The organism is Methylosinus sp. RM1 (assembly GCF_011378635.1).
Lineage (GTDB): Bacteria > Pseudomonadota > Alphaproteobacteria > Rhizobiales > Beijerinckiaceae > Methylosinus > Methylosinus sporium.
In genome coordinates this window covers 20,600-34,366 of the sequence record NZ_WOVC01000012.1, presented here as the reverse complement: position 1 = coordinate 34,366, position 13,767 = coordinate 20,600, and the positions used below count along the sequence as shown (strand labels likewise).

The 13,767-nt window shown below is 65.9% G+C and carries 15 protein-coding genes; 9 read left to right on the top strand and 6 right to left on the bottom strand.

The annotated features are described in order from the left end of the window. The first annotated feature begins 69 nt into the window (after nt 1-69). The 4 genes from FMZ75_RS10510 (at nt 70) to FMZ75_RS10495 (ending at nt 4,913) form a co-directional block, all read left to right on the top strand. The gene (locus FMZ75_RS10510; protein ID WP_166142678.1) at nt 70-738 is read left to right on the top strand and encodes a DJ-1/PfpI family protein; all 669 of its coding nucleotides are present in this window, start codon (nt 70-72) and stop codon (nt 736-738) included. A 72-nt stretch (nt 739-810) separates the two neighbouring features. Continuing rightward, on the top strand, nt 811-1,431 hold the full coding sequence (locus tag FMZ75_RS10505) for a 2OG-Fe(II) oxygenase (RefSeq protein ID WP_166142676.1): 621 nt from the start codon (nt 811-813) through the stop codon (nt 1,429-1,431). Between the two features lie 266 nt (nt 1,432-1,697). After that, nucleotides 1,698-3,713 (top strand): DNA topoisomerase IV subunit B, encoded by a 2,016-nt coding sequence (gene parE / locus FMZ75_RS10500; protein ID WP_166142674.1) that lies wholly within the window; start codon nt 1,698-1,700, stop codon nt 3,711-3,713. 156 nt (nt 3,714-3,869) lie between these two features. Further along, the gene (locus FMZ75_RS10495; protein ID WP_166142672.1) at nt 3,870-4,913 is read left to right on the top strand and encodes a sensor histidine kinase; all 1,044 of its coding nucleotides are present in this window, start codon (nt 3,870-3,872) and stop codon (nt 4,911-4,913) included. Between the two features lie 194 nt (nt 4,914-5,107). Here FMZ75_RS10495 and dapE read toward each other — a convergent pair whose 3' ends face one another. Together dapE and FMZ75_RS10485 are read right to left on the bottom strand one after the other, a co-directional pair. Continuing rightward, on the bottom strand, nt 5,108-6,265 hold the full coding sequence (gene dapE / locus FMZ75_RS10490) for a succinyl-diaminopimelate desuccinylase (protein WP_166142670.1): 1,158 nt from the start codon (nt 6,263-6,265) through the stop codon (nt 5,108-5,110). A gap of 55 nt (nt 6,266-6,320) precedes the next feature. Further along, complete coding sequence (locus FMZ75_RS10485; protein ID WP_166142668.1) at nt 6,321-7,223, bottom strand: methyltransferase domain-containing protein; 903 nt, start codon at nt 7,221-7,223, stop codon at nt 6,321-6,323. A gap of 148 nt (nt 7,224-7,371) precedes the next feature. Here FMZ75_RS10485 and FMZ75_RS10480 point away from each other — a divergent pair, with 148 nt between their 5' ends. Next, nucleotides 7,372-7,617 (top strand): hypothetical protein, encoded by a 246-nt coding sequence (locus FMZ75_RS10480; RefSeq protein WP_018266465.1) that lies wholly within the window; start codon nt 7,372-7,374, stop codon nt 7,615-7,617. A gap of 70 nt (nt 7,618-7,687) precedes the next feature. Here the strand turns inward: FMZ75_RS10480 and FMZ75_RS10475 are convergent, their stop codons facing one another. Beyond that, a complete protein-coding gene (locus FMZ75_RS10475) occupies nt 7,688-8,323 on the bottom strand; it encodes an HdeD family acid-resistance protein (RefSeq protein ID WP_108918252.1) in 636 nt (211 codons plus the stop codon). 308 nt (nt 8,324-8,631) lie between these two features. Here FMZ75_RS10475 and FMZ75_RS10470 point away from each other — a divergent pair, with 308 nt between their 5' ends. Beyond that, the gene (locus FMZ75_RS10470; protein ID WP_166142666.1) at nt 8,632-8,817 is read left to right on the top strand and encodes a hypothetical protein; all 186 of its coding nucleotides are present in this window, start codon (nt 8,632-8,634) and stop codon (nt 8,815-8,817) included. Here FMZ75_RS10470 and FMZ75_RS10465 read toward each other — a convergent pair. Further along, nucleotides 8,802-9,128 carry a hypothetical protein gene (locus FMZ75_RS10465; protein WP_108918276.1) on the bottom strand — a complete coding sequence of 109 codons (327 nt, stop codon included), beginning with the start codon at nt 9,126-9,128 and terminating at the stop codon, nt 8,802-8,804. The two genes, FMZ75_RS10470 and FMZ75_RS10465, sit on opposite strands and share 16 nt — an antisense overlap. A gap of 136 nt (nt 9,129-9,264) precedes the next feature. Between FMZ75_RS10465 and FMZ75_RS10460 the strand changes: the two genes are divergently transcribed. Both FMZ75_RS10460 and thiD read left to right on the top strand, forming a co-directional pair. Beyond that, entirely contained in the window at nt 9,265-10,278 is a 1,014-nt protein-coding gene (locus FMZ75_RS10460) for a WD40 repeat domain-containing protein (RefSeq protein WP_166142664.1), read from the top strand. A 21-nt stretch (nt 10,279-10,299) separates the two neighbouring features. Next, complete coding sequence (thiD, locus tag FMZ75_RS10455; protein ID WP_166142662.1) at nt 10,300-11,109, top strand: bifunctional hydroxymethylpyrimidine kinase/phosphomethylpyrimidine kinase; 810 nt, start codon at nt 10,300-10,302, stop codon at nt 11,107-11,109. Between the two features lie 2 nt (nt 11,110-11,111). Here thiD and FMZ75_RS10450 read toward each other — a convergent pair whose 3' ends face one another. Beyond that, a complete protein-coding gene (locus FMZ75_RS10450) occupies nt 11,112-11,546 on the bottom strand; it encodes an Rrf2 family transcriptional regulator (protein ID WP_108918256.1) in 435 nt (144 codons plus the stop codon). 422 nt (nt 11,547-11,968) lie between these two features. Between FMZ75_RS10450 and FMZ75_RS10445 the strand changes: the two genes are divergently transcribed. Further along, nucleotides 11,969-13,063 carry a histidine phosphatase family protein gene (locus tag FMZ75_RS10445; protein ID WP_166142660.1) on the top strand — a complete coding sequence of 365 codons (1,095 nt, stop codon included), beginning with the start codon at nt 11,969-11,971 and terminating at the stop codon, nt 13,061-13,063. Nucleotides 13,064-13,140: 77 nt separating this feature from the next. Here FMZ75_RS10445 and FMZ75_RS10440 read toward each other — a convergent pair whose 3' ends face one another. Beyond that, nucleotides 13,141-13,755: a glutathione S-transferase family protein gene (locus FMZ75_RS10440; protein ID WP_142864079.1), complete on the bottom strand. Its 615-nt coding sequence runs from the start codon at nt 13,753-13,755 to the stop codon at nt 13,141-13,143. Nucleotides 13,756-13,767 lie beyond the last annotated feature (12 nt).

Below are 13,767 nucleotides of genomic sequence, written 5' to 3'. Positions count from 1 at the left end.
GGGAAAACCGTCATTTGAGACAGAGCCTAGCGGCGCTACTCTGCCTTCGTCAACAAGGGGAGGCTCGCAATGTCGGACCAAAGCTTTCGCATCGTCTTCGCGATTTTTCCGCGTCTCACCCAGCTCGATTTCACCGGGCCTTTCGAGGTGCTGTCGCGACTGCCCGGCGCGGAGGTCGTCGTCGCCTCGCGCGAGGGCGGGGCCGTCGCTTCCGACACGGGGCTCGAATTCGGCTCGACGCGCGCGCTCGCCAGCGTGGAGCGCTGCGATCTCTTGTGCGTTCCCGGCGGTCCCGGCGTCGAGGCGGCGTCGGTCGATCGCGAATATTTGGAGCAGATCGCGCGGCTCGCGGAAGGCGCGCGCTATGTGACCTCGGTTTGCAACGGCTCGCTGCTGCTCGGCGCCGCCGGCCTGCTGCGCGGCAAGCGCGCCGCCTGCCATTGGGCCTGGCGCGATCTTCTGCCATTGTTCGGCGCCATTCCAGACGCCGCGCGCGTCGTGCGCGACGGCCGCATCGTCACCGGCGGCGGCGTGACGGCGGGCATTGATTTCGCTTTGACGCTCGCAGCCGATATCGCCGGCGAGCAATTCGCGCGCGCGATCCAATTGTCCATCGAATATGCGCCGGCGCCGCCGTTCGACAGCGGGCGCCCGGAGACGGCGGGCGAAGCGCTGGTCGAATTCGTGTCGCCGCGTTTCGCCGAGCGAAAGGCGCGCTTTGCGGCCTTGCATGGCTGAGCGCGGCGCGGCTTTTGCGGTGCGGCTTTCTGTGATCTATCGAGCGCTTCTGTCGCCGCAATGGATGCGCCTATGACCGCCGCCGCCACGCCTGCGCATGTCGTCATCGACGGCTTTCTCGGCGCGGCGCGCGCAGGCGAGCTGATGCAATTCGCGCTGGCGCATGAGAGCGAATTTTCGCAATCGCGTTTCTACACGGCCGAGCGCGCGGCGCGCGTCGATACGTCGGTGCGTGATTCTTCGCATCTTCTCGAGCTCGGCCCGCTGCGCGCGGCTTTCGCCGCGTCTGTCGATGTGGTCCTCGCGCGTCTGACGCACGAGCTGAATGTTTGTCTGCTCTCGGAAACGAAAAAAGAGATCGAGATGGTGCGCTATGGCGACGGCGGCTTTTTCAAGCGCCACGCCGATGCGCCGCCGCGACCGGACGGACACGACAGCGTGCGGGTTCTCACGCTCGTCTATTATTTTCACGCGCTGCCACAGCGCTTCGAAGGCGGCGCGCTGCGGCTCTCTTCGCCGGATGGCTTTGCGGACATAGCGCCGGTCTATGATCGTCTCGTCGCTTTTGCCTCGGCCGCGTTTCACGAGGTGCGTCCGACGCGCTGCGCGAGCGCCTTTGCCGATGGGAGATTTTCGATCAATTGCTGGGTGAGGCGGGCGCGCGAAGGGCAGTCCCCCTCGCCATCATGCTGAGGAGGTCGCGAAGCGACCGTCTCGAAGCACGAGGGCGAACTCCAGAAGGCGGCGCTGACGGTTTCCTCGTCCTTCGAGACGGCGGCTGCGCCGCCTCCTCAGGATGAGGAAACCTCAACCCGATTTTTCTCGAGGTCCGGCGCAGCTTTCTTTCTTGGTCGGCTTGGAACAGGCAGAGCGCGAGATAGGCGGACTATTAAAAGAAGTTCCTTGTATGTTCTCATACCCCCTCGCGCTCCCCCTCGCGAATCGCTAAAATCCCTTCCATGGCCAAATCCGATGATCTCTTCGGCGGCGCCCCGCGCAAGCCGGCCGCCGCTCCCGCCGCGAAAGCGCCCAAGGCGCCGGCGGAATATGACGCCGCCTCCATCGAGGTGCTCGAGGGGCTGGAGCCGGTCCGGCGGCGGCCGGGCATGTATATCGGCGGCAAGGACGAGGCCGCCATGCATCACCTCTTCGCGGAGGTGCTGGACAATGCGATGGACGAGGCCGTCGCCGGCCACGCCAGCTTCATAGAGGTCACGCTCGAGCCGGAGGGCTGGCTCACCGTCGTGGACAATGGCCGCGGTTTTCCGATCGATCGACACCCCCGGTTTCCGGACAAGACCGGGCTCGAAGTCGCTATGACCATGCTGCACGCCGGCGGCAAATTCGACTCGGGGGCCTATCAAACCTCCGGCGGCCTGCACGGCGTCGGCGTGTCCGTGGTCAACGCCCTGTCGGAGAGGGTCGAGGTCGAGGTGGCCAGAGAGCAGCAGCTCTATCGTCAGGTCTTCTCGCGCGGCCTCGTCGCCAGCAAGTTCGAAAAGCTCGGCCGCATCGCCAATCGCCGCGGCACCAAGGTGCGCTTCAAGCCGGACGCGGACATCTTCGGCCCGGCGACGCATTGGCGGCCGGCGCGGCTGTTCCGCATGTCGCGCTCCAAGGCCTATCTCTTCGGCGGCGTCGAGATTCGCTGGCGCTGCGCTCCGGCGCTGATCGAGCCGGGCTCGGATGTGCCGGCCGAGGCGGTGCTGCGTTTCCCCGGCGGCTTGCGCGACTATCTCGCGCGCGAGACCGAGGGCAAGGAGCTGGTCGCCGATCAGCCCTTCGTCGGCAAGGTGCAGCGCGAGGGCGGCCATGGCTCGCTCGAATGGGCCATTGCCTGGTTCGCCAATGAGGATGGTTTTTCCCATTCCTATTGCAACACGATTCCGACGCCGGACGGCGGCACGCATGAGGCGGGCTTTCGTCTCGCTCTGCTGCGCGGCTTGAAGGATCACGCCGAGCGTATCGGCCAGGCCAAGCGCGCCGCCAATGTGACGGCCGAGGACCTCATGGGCCAATCGGCGGCGATGATCTCCGTCTTCATTCGCGAGCCGGAGTTTCAGGGGCAGAACAAGACGCGGCTGATGAATGTCGAGGCCTCACGCCTCGTCGAAGGCGCGGTGCGCGACGCTTTCGATCATTGGCTCGCCGGCGCGCCGTCGCAGGCGACCAAGCTGCTCGATTTCGCGGTTGAGCGCTCCGAGGAGCGGCTTCGCCGACGCGCCGAGAAGGAGCAGGCGCGTAAATCCCCGACGCGCAAATTGCGCCTGCCGGGCAAGCTCGCCGATTGCACCAATACATCGTCGCAAGGCTCGGAGATTTTCATCGTCGAGGGCGATTCCGCCGGCGGCTCCGCCAAGGCCGCGCGCGATCGCGCCAGCCAGGCCGTGCTGCCTCTGCGCGGCAAGATTCTCAATGTCGCCTCGGCGGGACGCGAGAAGCTCGCCGCCAATCAGCAGCTCGCCGATCTGGTGCAGGCGCTCGGCTGCGGAATCGGCTCGCATTATCGCGACGAGGATTTGCGCTACGACAAGATCATCGTGATGACCGACGCCGATGTCGACGGCGCGCATATCGCTTCGCTGCTCATCACTTTCTTCTTTCGGCAAATGCCCAAGCTCATCGACGGCGGCCATCTCTATCTCGCCGTGCCGCCGCTGTATAAGCTCACGCAAGGCGCCAAGACCGTCTATGCGCGCGACGACGCGCATCGCGACGAGCTGGTGAAGAAAGTGCTGACCGGCAAGGGCAAGATCGAGACGAGCCGCTTCAAAGGCCTCGGCGAGATGATGCCGGCTCAGCTCAAGGAAACGACGATGGACGCCAGGAAGCGCACACTGCTCAAGGTCGTGATCGCCGGCGAGGAGCGTGAGGAGACCGCCGATTGCGTCGAGCGGCTGATGGGCGCTAGGCCCGAGGCGCGCTTCGCCTTCATTCAGGAGCGCGCCGCTTTCGCCACGGAATTGGATGTTTGACGGGAACCGTGGATCGGACCACGGCGTTTCCTCTCTCGCATATCGGGGCGCGATCGATGAGTCGCGCGATTTTGAAATGATTTTCTCGCCCGCCGACGGCCGTTGGGCTATGGTTCGCGCCACTCGAAGCGGGCGGCGGGCGTCGAGGGACCGATCTTGACGGACATCGACAGCAAGAGCGAGGCGTCCGCGCCGCAGCGGGCGGATGATCGCGACGCCGCGCTGGCGCTCGAGCGAATGCGCATGGCGCTGGATGCGAGCCTCACCGGAATTTGGGATTGGGATCTCGTCACCGGCGAGGTGCATCTCGACGAGCGGGTGCGCGCGCTCTGGGCTTTGCCGGAAGGCGCGCCCGGAAGCTTCGAGATTTTCCGCAATGCGATGCACAAGGACGACAAGGCGCAGACGCGCGAGGCGGCGCCCGCCGCGCTCGATCCGGGCCAGCTCGGCGATTACGAGGCGGAGTATCGCATCATCGGCCAGACCGATGGCGTCGAGCGCTGGATCGCAGTGCGCGGCCGCACCTTTTTCGAGGGCGGACGCGCCGCGCGCATCATCGGCACGGCGCGCGACATCACCGATCGCAAGCGGCGCGAGGATCATGTCCATGTGCTGCTGCGCGAGCTGGTGCATCGCTCCAAAAATCTTCTCGCCGTGGTGCAGGCCATGGCGCGGCAGACGGCGGCGGGCGCGCCTTCGCTCGCCGATTTCCAGCGCAAATTCGCCGCGCGCCTGCAGGCGCTCTCCATGGCGCATGATCTTCTCGTCTCGCAGGATTGGCATGGCGCGTCGATGCCGGAGCTGGTGCGCGCGCAATTGTCCTATTGTCTCGACGCCGGCTGCGTCGAGGAGCAGACGCGCGCCGGCGGCCCCGATCTGATGCTGAAGCCGGAGGCGGCGCAGAATATCGGCCTCGCGCTGCACGAGCTCGCCGTGAATGCGCTGACGCATGGCGCGCTGTCACAGCCGGAGGGGCGCATCGAATTGCATTGGCGCATCGACGATGCGCGTTTTGTGGTGGAGTGGCGCGAGTTCGGCGGCCCGCCGGCGGCGCCGGAGCAGATGCGCGAGGGCTTCGGCCATAAGGTGATCAAGCGCCTCGTCGCGCAGGCGCTGGGCGGCGAGGCGACGATCGGCTTTCCGCCCGACGGCTTCGAATGGACGCTCGCCGTGCCGGCCGCGCAAGCGCTGGCGGAATGAGGGTTCTGCCATCGAACGGCGCTTCCTTCTCCCACTTGTGGGAGAAGGTGGCCCGACGAAGTCGGGTCGGATGAGGGTCGCTGCGGTTCTCGGCGATCTAAATTCCAAATAATATCGAGGCGGGGTGAGCCCTCATCCGACCCTCGCTGACGCGAGGGCCACCTTCTCCCGCGTGCGGGAGAAGGGAGCGCGCTTCAGCGCGCGAAATACGTCTCGATGATGCGCTTGTAGATCGCGGTCAGCCCGTCGACATCCTCGAGCCGCGCGTGCTCGTCCACCGCATGGATCGACTCGTTGAGGAGGCCGAACTCCAGCACCGGACAATCGCGCGTGATGAAGCGCGCGTCCGACGTGCCGCCGCTGGTCGAAAGGCCCGGACGGCGCCCCGTCACCTGCTCGATCGCGCCGGCGACCAGCGCGCTGAAATCGCCCGGCGCGGTGAGGAAGGGCAGCGAATTGCAGGGCAGGAACTCCACCTCCACTTTTGCGCCCGCCGCGGCCGTCTCGATTACGCGGCGGATTTCCGCCTGCAACGTCTCCAGCGTCCACACATTGTTGAAGCGAATGTTGAAGCGCGCGCGCGCTTCGCCGGGAATGACATTGGCGGCCTGATTGCCGATGTCGATCGACGTCACCTCGAGATTGGAGCGGTCGAAATGCTCCGTCCCTTCGTCGAAGACGTGAGTCGACAGAGCGGTGACGATGCGCGCCACGGCGGGCGTGGGATTTTCGGCGCGATGCGGATGGGCGGAATGGCCCTGCTTGCCGCGCACCACGAGACGCCCGTTGAGCGAGCCGCGCCGGCCGATCTTGATCGTGTCGCCGAGCTCTTCGACATTGGTCGGCTCGCCGACGATGCAATGGTCGAAGATCTCGCCATTGGCTTTCGCCCAATCGAGCATCTTCACCGTGCCATTGACGGCGGGGCCTTCCTCATCGCCGGTGATGAGGAAGGAAATGGCGCCATTGGGAGCGCCATGCTCCTTCACATAGTCGATGGCGGCGGCGGCGAAGGCGGCGATGCCGCCCTTCATATCGGAGGCGCCGCGGCCGAAAATCTTGCCGTCGGCGATCTCGCCGGAGAAGGGGTCGAAGCGCCAGCGCTCGGGATTGCCGCTCGGCACCACATCCGTATGGCCGGCGAAGACGAGATGCGGCCGGCCCTCGCCGATCTTGGCGAAGAGATTGTCGATGTCCGGCGTGCCTTCCTCTTTGAAGACGAGCCGATGCGTGGCGAAGCCGGCCTCCTTCAAGCGCTGCTCGAGCACACCGAGCGCGCCGGCGTCGGCCGGGGTGACGGAGGGGCAGCGAAGGAGATCGCGGGTGATGGAAAGGGCGGGGGAAAGAGTCATGAGGGGAAGTTAGGAAAAGCGGCGAGCCTCCGCAATAGGCGGGGCGCGCCGTGTTTCACGCCGGCTTTCGGCCGGCGGCGCGCACGGCGATGAAGGATGGCTCCGTCATGTTCCAAAGATCGACATTGGCGGGGAAGACCATGTCGCCCGGCGGCAGAATGGCGCAGCGGCCCTCGTAATCGGACGCCTCGACGATCAGGCCGGCGTCCTCGAGCAGCAGACGCAACGCGTCGCGGCTGAAGCGGAAGAAATCATTCGGATGGCCGTGGATGGGGAAGCACTGATGCGTGCCGATCCAGAACAGGCCGCCCGGCGCCAGCACGCGGGCGATCTCCTTGGCCGCGATCCATGGTCGCTCCAAATGCTCGAACACGGCGTTGGCGAGGAAACAGTCGAAAGCGCCGGTCCATTGTGCGGGGAGCGCATGGAGATCGGCGACGACGTCCACATCCTGGCCCTCTCTTATGTCCATCTTGAGATAGTCCGCGTCGCGCACCCAGGGAAAATTGGGACGCGAATGCGTCGCGACGCCTAGCGTCGATTGCCGCGTGCCGGCCTCCAGCACGCGCGCGGGCCGGCGCTCGCGCAGCAGACGGTCGAAAGCCGCGGCGACATCCACTTCGGGCCGGTAGTCGAGTGGCGGCTTGATCTCCACCAGAAAATCGCGATCCGGCTCGCGTCCCTCGCGCGCGCCGATGCGGATGAAATGCAGCAGCGGATTCTCGCCGGAGGCGGCGACGTCGGGATAGCGCAGGAGATAGCCGGCGGTCGAAAAGGCCCAGCTCGGATCGCGCCCCTCCTGCGCGCCGAAGTCGAGATAATGGCGTGCGGGATCGAGGGCGGCGTCGCGGACGTCTGGATATCGGTAGAGATACCAGCCGGCGTTGAAGAAGCGGGACGTCTTGATCGACAACAGGTCGTAGGCGCGGCGAATGCCTCGAAAATGCGACTGCTTCATTTCCCAACGTGGATTTCGAACAGGAGCCGGGAACACTACAGGCGCGCGTCGGCGAATCAAGCTCTCGTCGATGTGGGCGTTCGGGCTGGCTGGCCTGAAACGTGCTTCCTCGCGCTCACGGAGACAAATGTCCGAAAGGGAACAGGAAATGTCCGAGGAGACCGGGGGCTATTTCATCGATTGGGACGGCAAGATGCGGCCCATCGGCCAGCCCGGCAAAGGGCTGCGCTGCGAGGTGGATCTGAAGGCCAAATATGTGATGGTCTTCAACAAATACGGCGGACTCGACCATGAGTCGACCTGGTACGCCGATGAGGCCGCCGTCGCCAAGGCGGGCCTCAAGGTCGTGCACGCCGATCTCGATTCGCCGATCAAGATTTCCTCGATCGACTGATTTCGCGAGCTTTCCGCGGGGGCGGGAAGGGGGCACGGGGCGCCTGTGGCTGCGGGCGCCCCGATTTTATTTACGCGCCTTGCGGATGCGCCAGCGGCGGATGCTCGACATGCCGGGCGTGCAGCCGGAAGGCCAGGATCAGCTCCACAATGCCGAGCGCGATCGCATAGATGCCGAGCCACCAACTCAGCACCACCGCGCCGATGACCGGCGTCAGCAGCAGAAACAGGCCGAATACGACGGCGAGCAGGCCGCCGAGCGCCAGCCACCAGCGGCCGTGATCCTCCTTCAGATCGAGCGCGGAGCCGAAGGTCAGCGCGCCGCCGACGACCTCGCCCGCGCCGAACACCGCGACGAAGATCAGCGCCGTGATGCCGGGCCAGAAGGCCGCGAAAGCGCCGGCGGCGATCTTCACCAATCCGGCGAGGAAGAGGAACAGCCAGGCCTCGCCCTGCCGCGCGGCGCGCACCGCGGCGACGATCGTGGCTATGCCGTCGACGGCAGCGAAAATCGCGAAGACCAGCACCAGCGACAGGATCGTCACGCCGGGCATGAACAGGGCGATGATCCCGAATAGGATCGCGGCGAGGCCACGCAGGGCGATAGCCCACCAATTATGGGCGAGAATGGCGTTTTTCGCCTCGAGCCTGTTCAAATCGAACGGGCCGCCGCGAAACGGGTCGCCGGATACATTGCTCGTGCTCATGCTTGGCTCCTCGGAAATCTCAAGGTGTCGCGAAGCGACGGCTCTCCGACGGGGGAGCCGCGCCCCGCCATCACATCGGTCCGTTTTGCATTTCGTCGAGGCCTCCGCCGGGCGCCGCTCGCGTCGCGAGCGTCGATGCGGGCGATTTTGGACGCATTAACTAGATTTCTACCGATTATTCCTAATATATCTCTGCATATATTTCTGTTTTTCTGCATGACGAGCGCATGAAAGCTCGTCAGTCTCGAGGAATAGTTCCATAGAAAAACTATATTCATTGCTCAGTGTTCCGACAGATGGCCTGGAGTTTGCGCGCATTCGCGCGGAAAATTCCGCTTCTCTATTTCATCTTGGCGACCAATGCGCTCGCGGTGATGTTCACCTTCGCGAAATTCGGCCATACTTGGCTCTCGCTCTATGCGCCGAGCGTTTTGCCGCTCTGCCCCTGCGCGGGATCTCCGGCGGCTTTCTCGTCGGATCAGCGTCCGCGCTGATCCCAGGAGCCGCCCATCGTCTTGACGAGGTGAATATAGTCGAAAAGGTCGCTCAGCATGAAATGGCGGTTCTCGATCGTCTTCATATGGGCGACCGTATGGGGATCGCCGTCGAGATAGCGCGAGGCGGTCGTTCGGAATTGCTCGGGCAGGCCTAGATTGAACGACGAGGGCTGCGTGAGCATTCGGCAGATCTGGTCGAAAAGCAGCCGAAACCTCTCATCCTCTGGGTCCATGTAGACGTCCCCGAAATCCTCCTTGTAGCGGCCGAAGAGAGAAAGATAGTCGGCGCTGTCGGGCTTTTGCTGCATTTTGCTCGTCCATCCCCATTCGAGACGCGAGCCGGCATGAAAGAACGGCGCCACCGCCGCGCAAATCCGCTATAGAGGGCGGGCCGGGCGGCGAGTCCCCCGACCCCAATCCCGTTCCCCCGAGGCGACTCCGATCGTGACCTTTGGCGCAGCTCCCTCCCTCACTTCCGCTTTCACGCCCTTCGACGCCGGCGCGGAGGTCGTCGCCGCTTCCTTTCTCGGCGAGGCGCCCGTGCTGGCGCTCGGCGACGGACGGCTCGCCATTGCGGGCGGCGCTGAGCTCCGCCACAGCGTGGCGCATCCCGACGGCGCCATATTGGTCGCGGCGAGCGACGGCGAGCGGCTGATCACCGGCGGCGACGACGGGCTCGTCATCGCGTCGGGCGTCGCCGGCGGCCGCGAGATCATCGCCGATGAAAAGGGCAAATGGATCGACGCCGTCGCCGCCCGCGGCGATGGGACGCTCGCCTGGACTGTCGGCCGCGAGTTGCGGGCGCGCACGCCCAAGGGCGAGGTCAAGACGCTGCCGCTGCCGTCGAGCTCGCGCGGAATCGCCTTCTTTCCGAAGGGTTATCGGCTCGCCATCGCTCATTACAACGGCGTCTCGCTGTGGTTTCCCAACGCCGGCGCGCCGGAGGTTCTGGAGTGGAAGGGCTCGCATATCGATGCGACGGTCTCGCCGGACGGCAAATTCGTGCTCACCACCATGCAGGAGAACATGCTGCACGGCTGGCGCGTCTCCGACGGCAAGAATATGCGCATGGCGGGCTATCCGGCGAAGACGCGTTCGCTCTCCTGGTCGCACGACGGCAAATGGCTGGCGACCTCGGGCGCCGACGCCTGCGTCGTCTGGCCGTTCCAATCCAAGGATGGGCCGATGGGCGAGTCGCCGCGCGAGTGCGGCGTGCGGCCGGAGGTGAAGGTGACACGCGTCGCTTTTCATCCGCGCGCGCTCGCCGTGGCGGTCGGCTATGAGGATGGAATGGTGATGCTGTGCCGCCTCACCGACGCCGCTGAATTGCTCGTGCGCGCCCCGGACCAGGGCGCGCCGGCGCGCATTTCGGCGCTCTGCTGGGACGCCAAGGGAACGCGGCTGCTCGTCGGCGCCGAGACCGGCGCGGCGGGCGTGTTGACGCTGCCGACAAAATAGGATTCGGAGCGGGAGGCGCTCATGGCCGCCCATATTCCCAAGCTTTTGTCGATCGCCGGCTCAGATCCGAGCGGCGGCGCCGGCGTGCAGGGCGATCTCAAGACGTTCTCGGCGCTGCGCTGCTACGGAATGGCCGCGATCACGGCGCTCACCGCGCAGAATACGAAAGGAGTGAGCCTCGTTCATCCGGTTCCGCCCGCGGTCGTCGCCGCGCAGATCGACGCGATCTTCGCCGATATAGAGGTGGATGCGATCAAGATCGGCATGTTGGCCGAGCCTGCGATCGCTCGGGCGGCGGCGGATTCCCTCGCCCGCGCCGGGGCGCGGCGCATCGTCTTCGATCCCGTGCTGGTCGCCACCAGCGGGGATTCCCTTTCTTCCACCGGCTCGATCGAGACGGCGATCGCGCGGCTCTTTCCGCTCGCGGCGCTCGTGACCCCCAATCTTCCCGAGGCGGCCGCCCTTCTGGGCGCGCCCGCGGCGTCCGCTCCGGGAGAAATGGTCGAGCAGGGTCGCGCGCTTCTCGCCCGCGGGGCGCGCGCCGTGCTGATGAAGGGCGGCCATCTTCCGGGCGAGCCGCTCGACATTCTCGTCGAGGGCGAGAGCGTGCAGGAATTCCACGGCGCGCGCGCGCCGACGCGAAATCTGCACGGCACGGGCTGCGCGCTCTCCGCCGCCATAGCCGCGCATTTGGCGCAGGGCGCTGAACTCGTCCCGGCGATCCGCGCCGCCAAGGATTTTTTGGCGCGGGCGCTCGGCGCCGCCGATACGCTCGCGCTCGGCGGCGGGCGCGGGCCTCCGCATGTGCTGCACGACCTCTGGAAGCGGTGACGTCAGCGCAGGATTTGCGCCGAACGGCCGCCCCTGCCGCGTAGCGAGGCGATGCTGGTGCGATCGAGGATCAGCGCCATGGCGTCGCGCACGTCGAGCATCAGATCGCGGATCGCGCAGGCGTCCTCGTCCGGGCAGTCGTTGCAGCGCTGATAGGCGGTGCGGCTGGCGCAGGCGATGGGCGCGAGCGGCCCGTCGAGAATGCGGATGATCTGGCCGACGGTGATCTTGTCGGCGGGACGGGCGAGGTGATAGCCGCCGCCCTTGCCCTTCTTGCTGTTGAGAATGCCGGCGTTGCGCAATTCCAGCAGGATCGCGTCGAGGAATTTGCGGGGAATATTGTTCTGCGCCGCCATATCGCCGGCGAGGCACTGCCCTTCGGCGCCGGCGAGATGGATCAACGCCTTGAGCCCGTATTTCGCTTTGTTGGACAGCATCGGTTCGCAATCTCTCCCATGCGCGCCGCATGGAGCGCGAGCCTCGCCTCGGTCAACTCGGCAAACTCCATCGGCTGTCTTGCCTTCGCCTCGCCGAGCGGGACGAGGGCGCGGCGGACGGCGCGACGCGAGCCCGCCGAGGCCCCGAGCCGACGATGCGAATAGAATAGATATATCGACAATCGCGCAAGAAGGAAAACGCCGAGGTGCGATCCCGCGCGTGGCGGAGAGAAATCGCCCGTCCGGCGAGCCGGGCATAAATTCAGTAGAATACTATGATGATGGCGCGTCTGCGGGCGCATCCGCGCCGGCGTGGGCGTGGCGCATGAAGCCGGCGGCGGCGTCCCTTTGTGCGGCGCACAGTCCCGCTGGACGGATCGACATTTCGTCGTTAGGACGTGCGGCTATCCCGGAGAATCTTCATGGCGCGCACGCGCATCTGTCTCGCCCGGCACGGCGAAACCAATTGGAATCTCGAGAGGCGTGTTCAAGGGCAGCTGAACATCCCCTTGAATGTCCGCGGAATGGCGCAGGCGGAGGCGCTGGCGCGCGAGCTCGGCTCGACGCATTTCGACCGCATCTACAGCAGCGATCTGAAACGCGCCATGCAGACCGTCACGCCGCTGGCGCGCCGGCTCGGCCTGCCCATAGAGACGAGCGTCGCGCTGCGCGAGAAGGACGACGGCGACTGGCACGGCATGACCTTCGACGATGTCGACCGCGCCTTTCCGAGCGAGCACGCCAAGCACCGCCAGCGACAGGCGGATTTTCTCATTCCGGGCGGCGAGACGCTCTCCGCTTTCGCCGCGCGCGTCGGCGATGAGCTGAGCGCCATAGCGGCGCGGCATCCGGGCGAGACGGTGCTCGTCGTCGCCCATGCCGGCGTGCTGGACATTGGCTATCGCCTCGCGACCGGTCTCGGTCTCTCCGAGAAGCGCGATCCGCCGGTGCTGCACGCCGCGCCCAATTGGTTCCTCTATGAGAACGGACGCTGGAAGCTCGAGCGCTGGGCGGAGGAGGGCGCGCGCGAGCGCGTCGTCATGCCCTATGACGGGCGCAAGCTGGAGCGCCGTCCGGCCGCGCGGCTGCTGCCTCTGGACGTGCAGAATCGCGTTCTTCTGTTCCGCTATTCGACACGCCTGTCGCCGGTGTTCGTGGCGCAGGGACATTCGCATTTCTGGGGCTCGATCGGCGGCGCCTTGGAGCCCGGCGAGACCTTCGACGCCGCCGCCCGCCGCGAGCTCGCGGAGGAGACCGGGCTCACCGGCGTCGAGATCGGCGACATCGTCTTCTCGCGCGAGTTTCCGATGCAGCTCGGCGAGGATTGGTTCCAGGCCGACGAGCGTTTCTACGCTATTCGCACGGGCGAGTTCACTCCCGACACCAGCGGCTTCACGGAGATAGAGCGCAGCGACGTGCTCGGCTGGAAATGGTGGAGCGCCGAGGAGATCGCCGCGGCGCAGGAGCTGGTGTTCCCCGAGGCGCTCGACTGGCTGCTGGGGAAGCTGCGGCGCTGATCCTCGCCGAAAGGCGCGCGGGTCCGATGGGCTTTGGACCGCGAGCCTTCAGCCTCGCATTCTGTCGGCGAGGGGCGTCAGTCGAAATCCGCGGCGATGAATTCCGGCAGCGCCTCCGCGCGTAGGGAAAAATTCGCGAGCGCCGGATAATCGGCGGGGTCGAGGCGATCGGCGAGCGCGAAGCGCGAGAAGCGCCAGGCGACGGCCGTCGTTATATCCGGCTGCAGCGGGCGCGCGCCGAAGAGAAAGCTCTCCTTGGCCTCGGCGACCTCTTTTTCCAGCAGGTGGTAGGCGGCCCGCAGCTGGCCGTCGACGCGCGCGATCCAGGCGTCGTGCCGCTTCTCCGGCGGGCGGAGCGATTCATAGACGAGCTGCACGGTCTTCTCATTCGCCGCCAGCGCCAGCCCGATGATTCGTTGCGCGCGCGAGAAATGCTCCGGCCGCTCTGGCGTGAGCCTCCGCTCGGCGGGGACGAGGCGCTCCAGATAATCGAGGATCAGAGTCGAATCGAGCAGAGCGACGCCCTCGTCGGTGACGAAGGTCGGCGCTTTGACGACCGGGTTGATCTGCGAAAAAGCATCGAAATCGCGAAACACCGACACGGGCTCATGGATGAAAGGCAGACCATAGGCTCGCAGCGATACGGCGACGCGTCTGACATAGGGCGAATCCAGCATTCCGATGAGACGCATGTTCAAAATCCT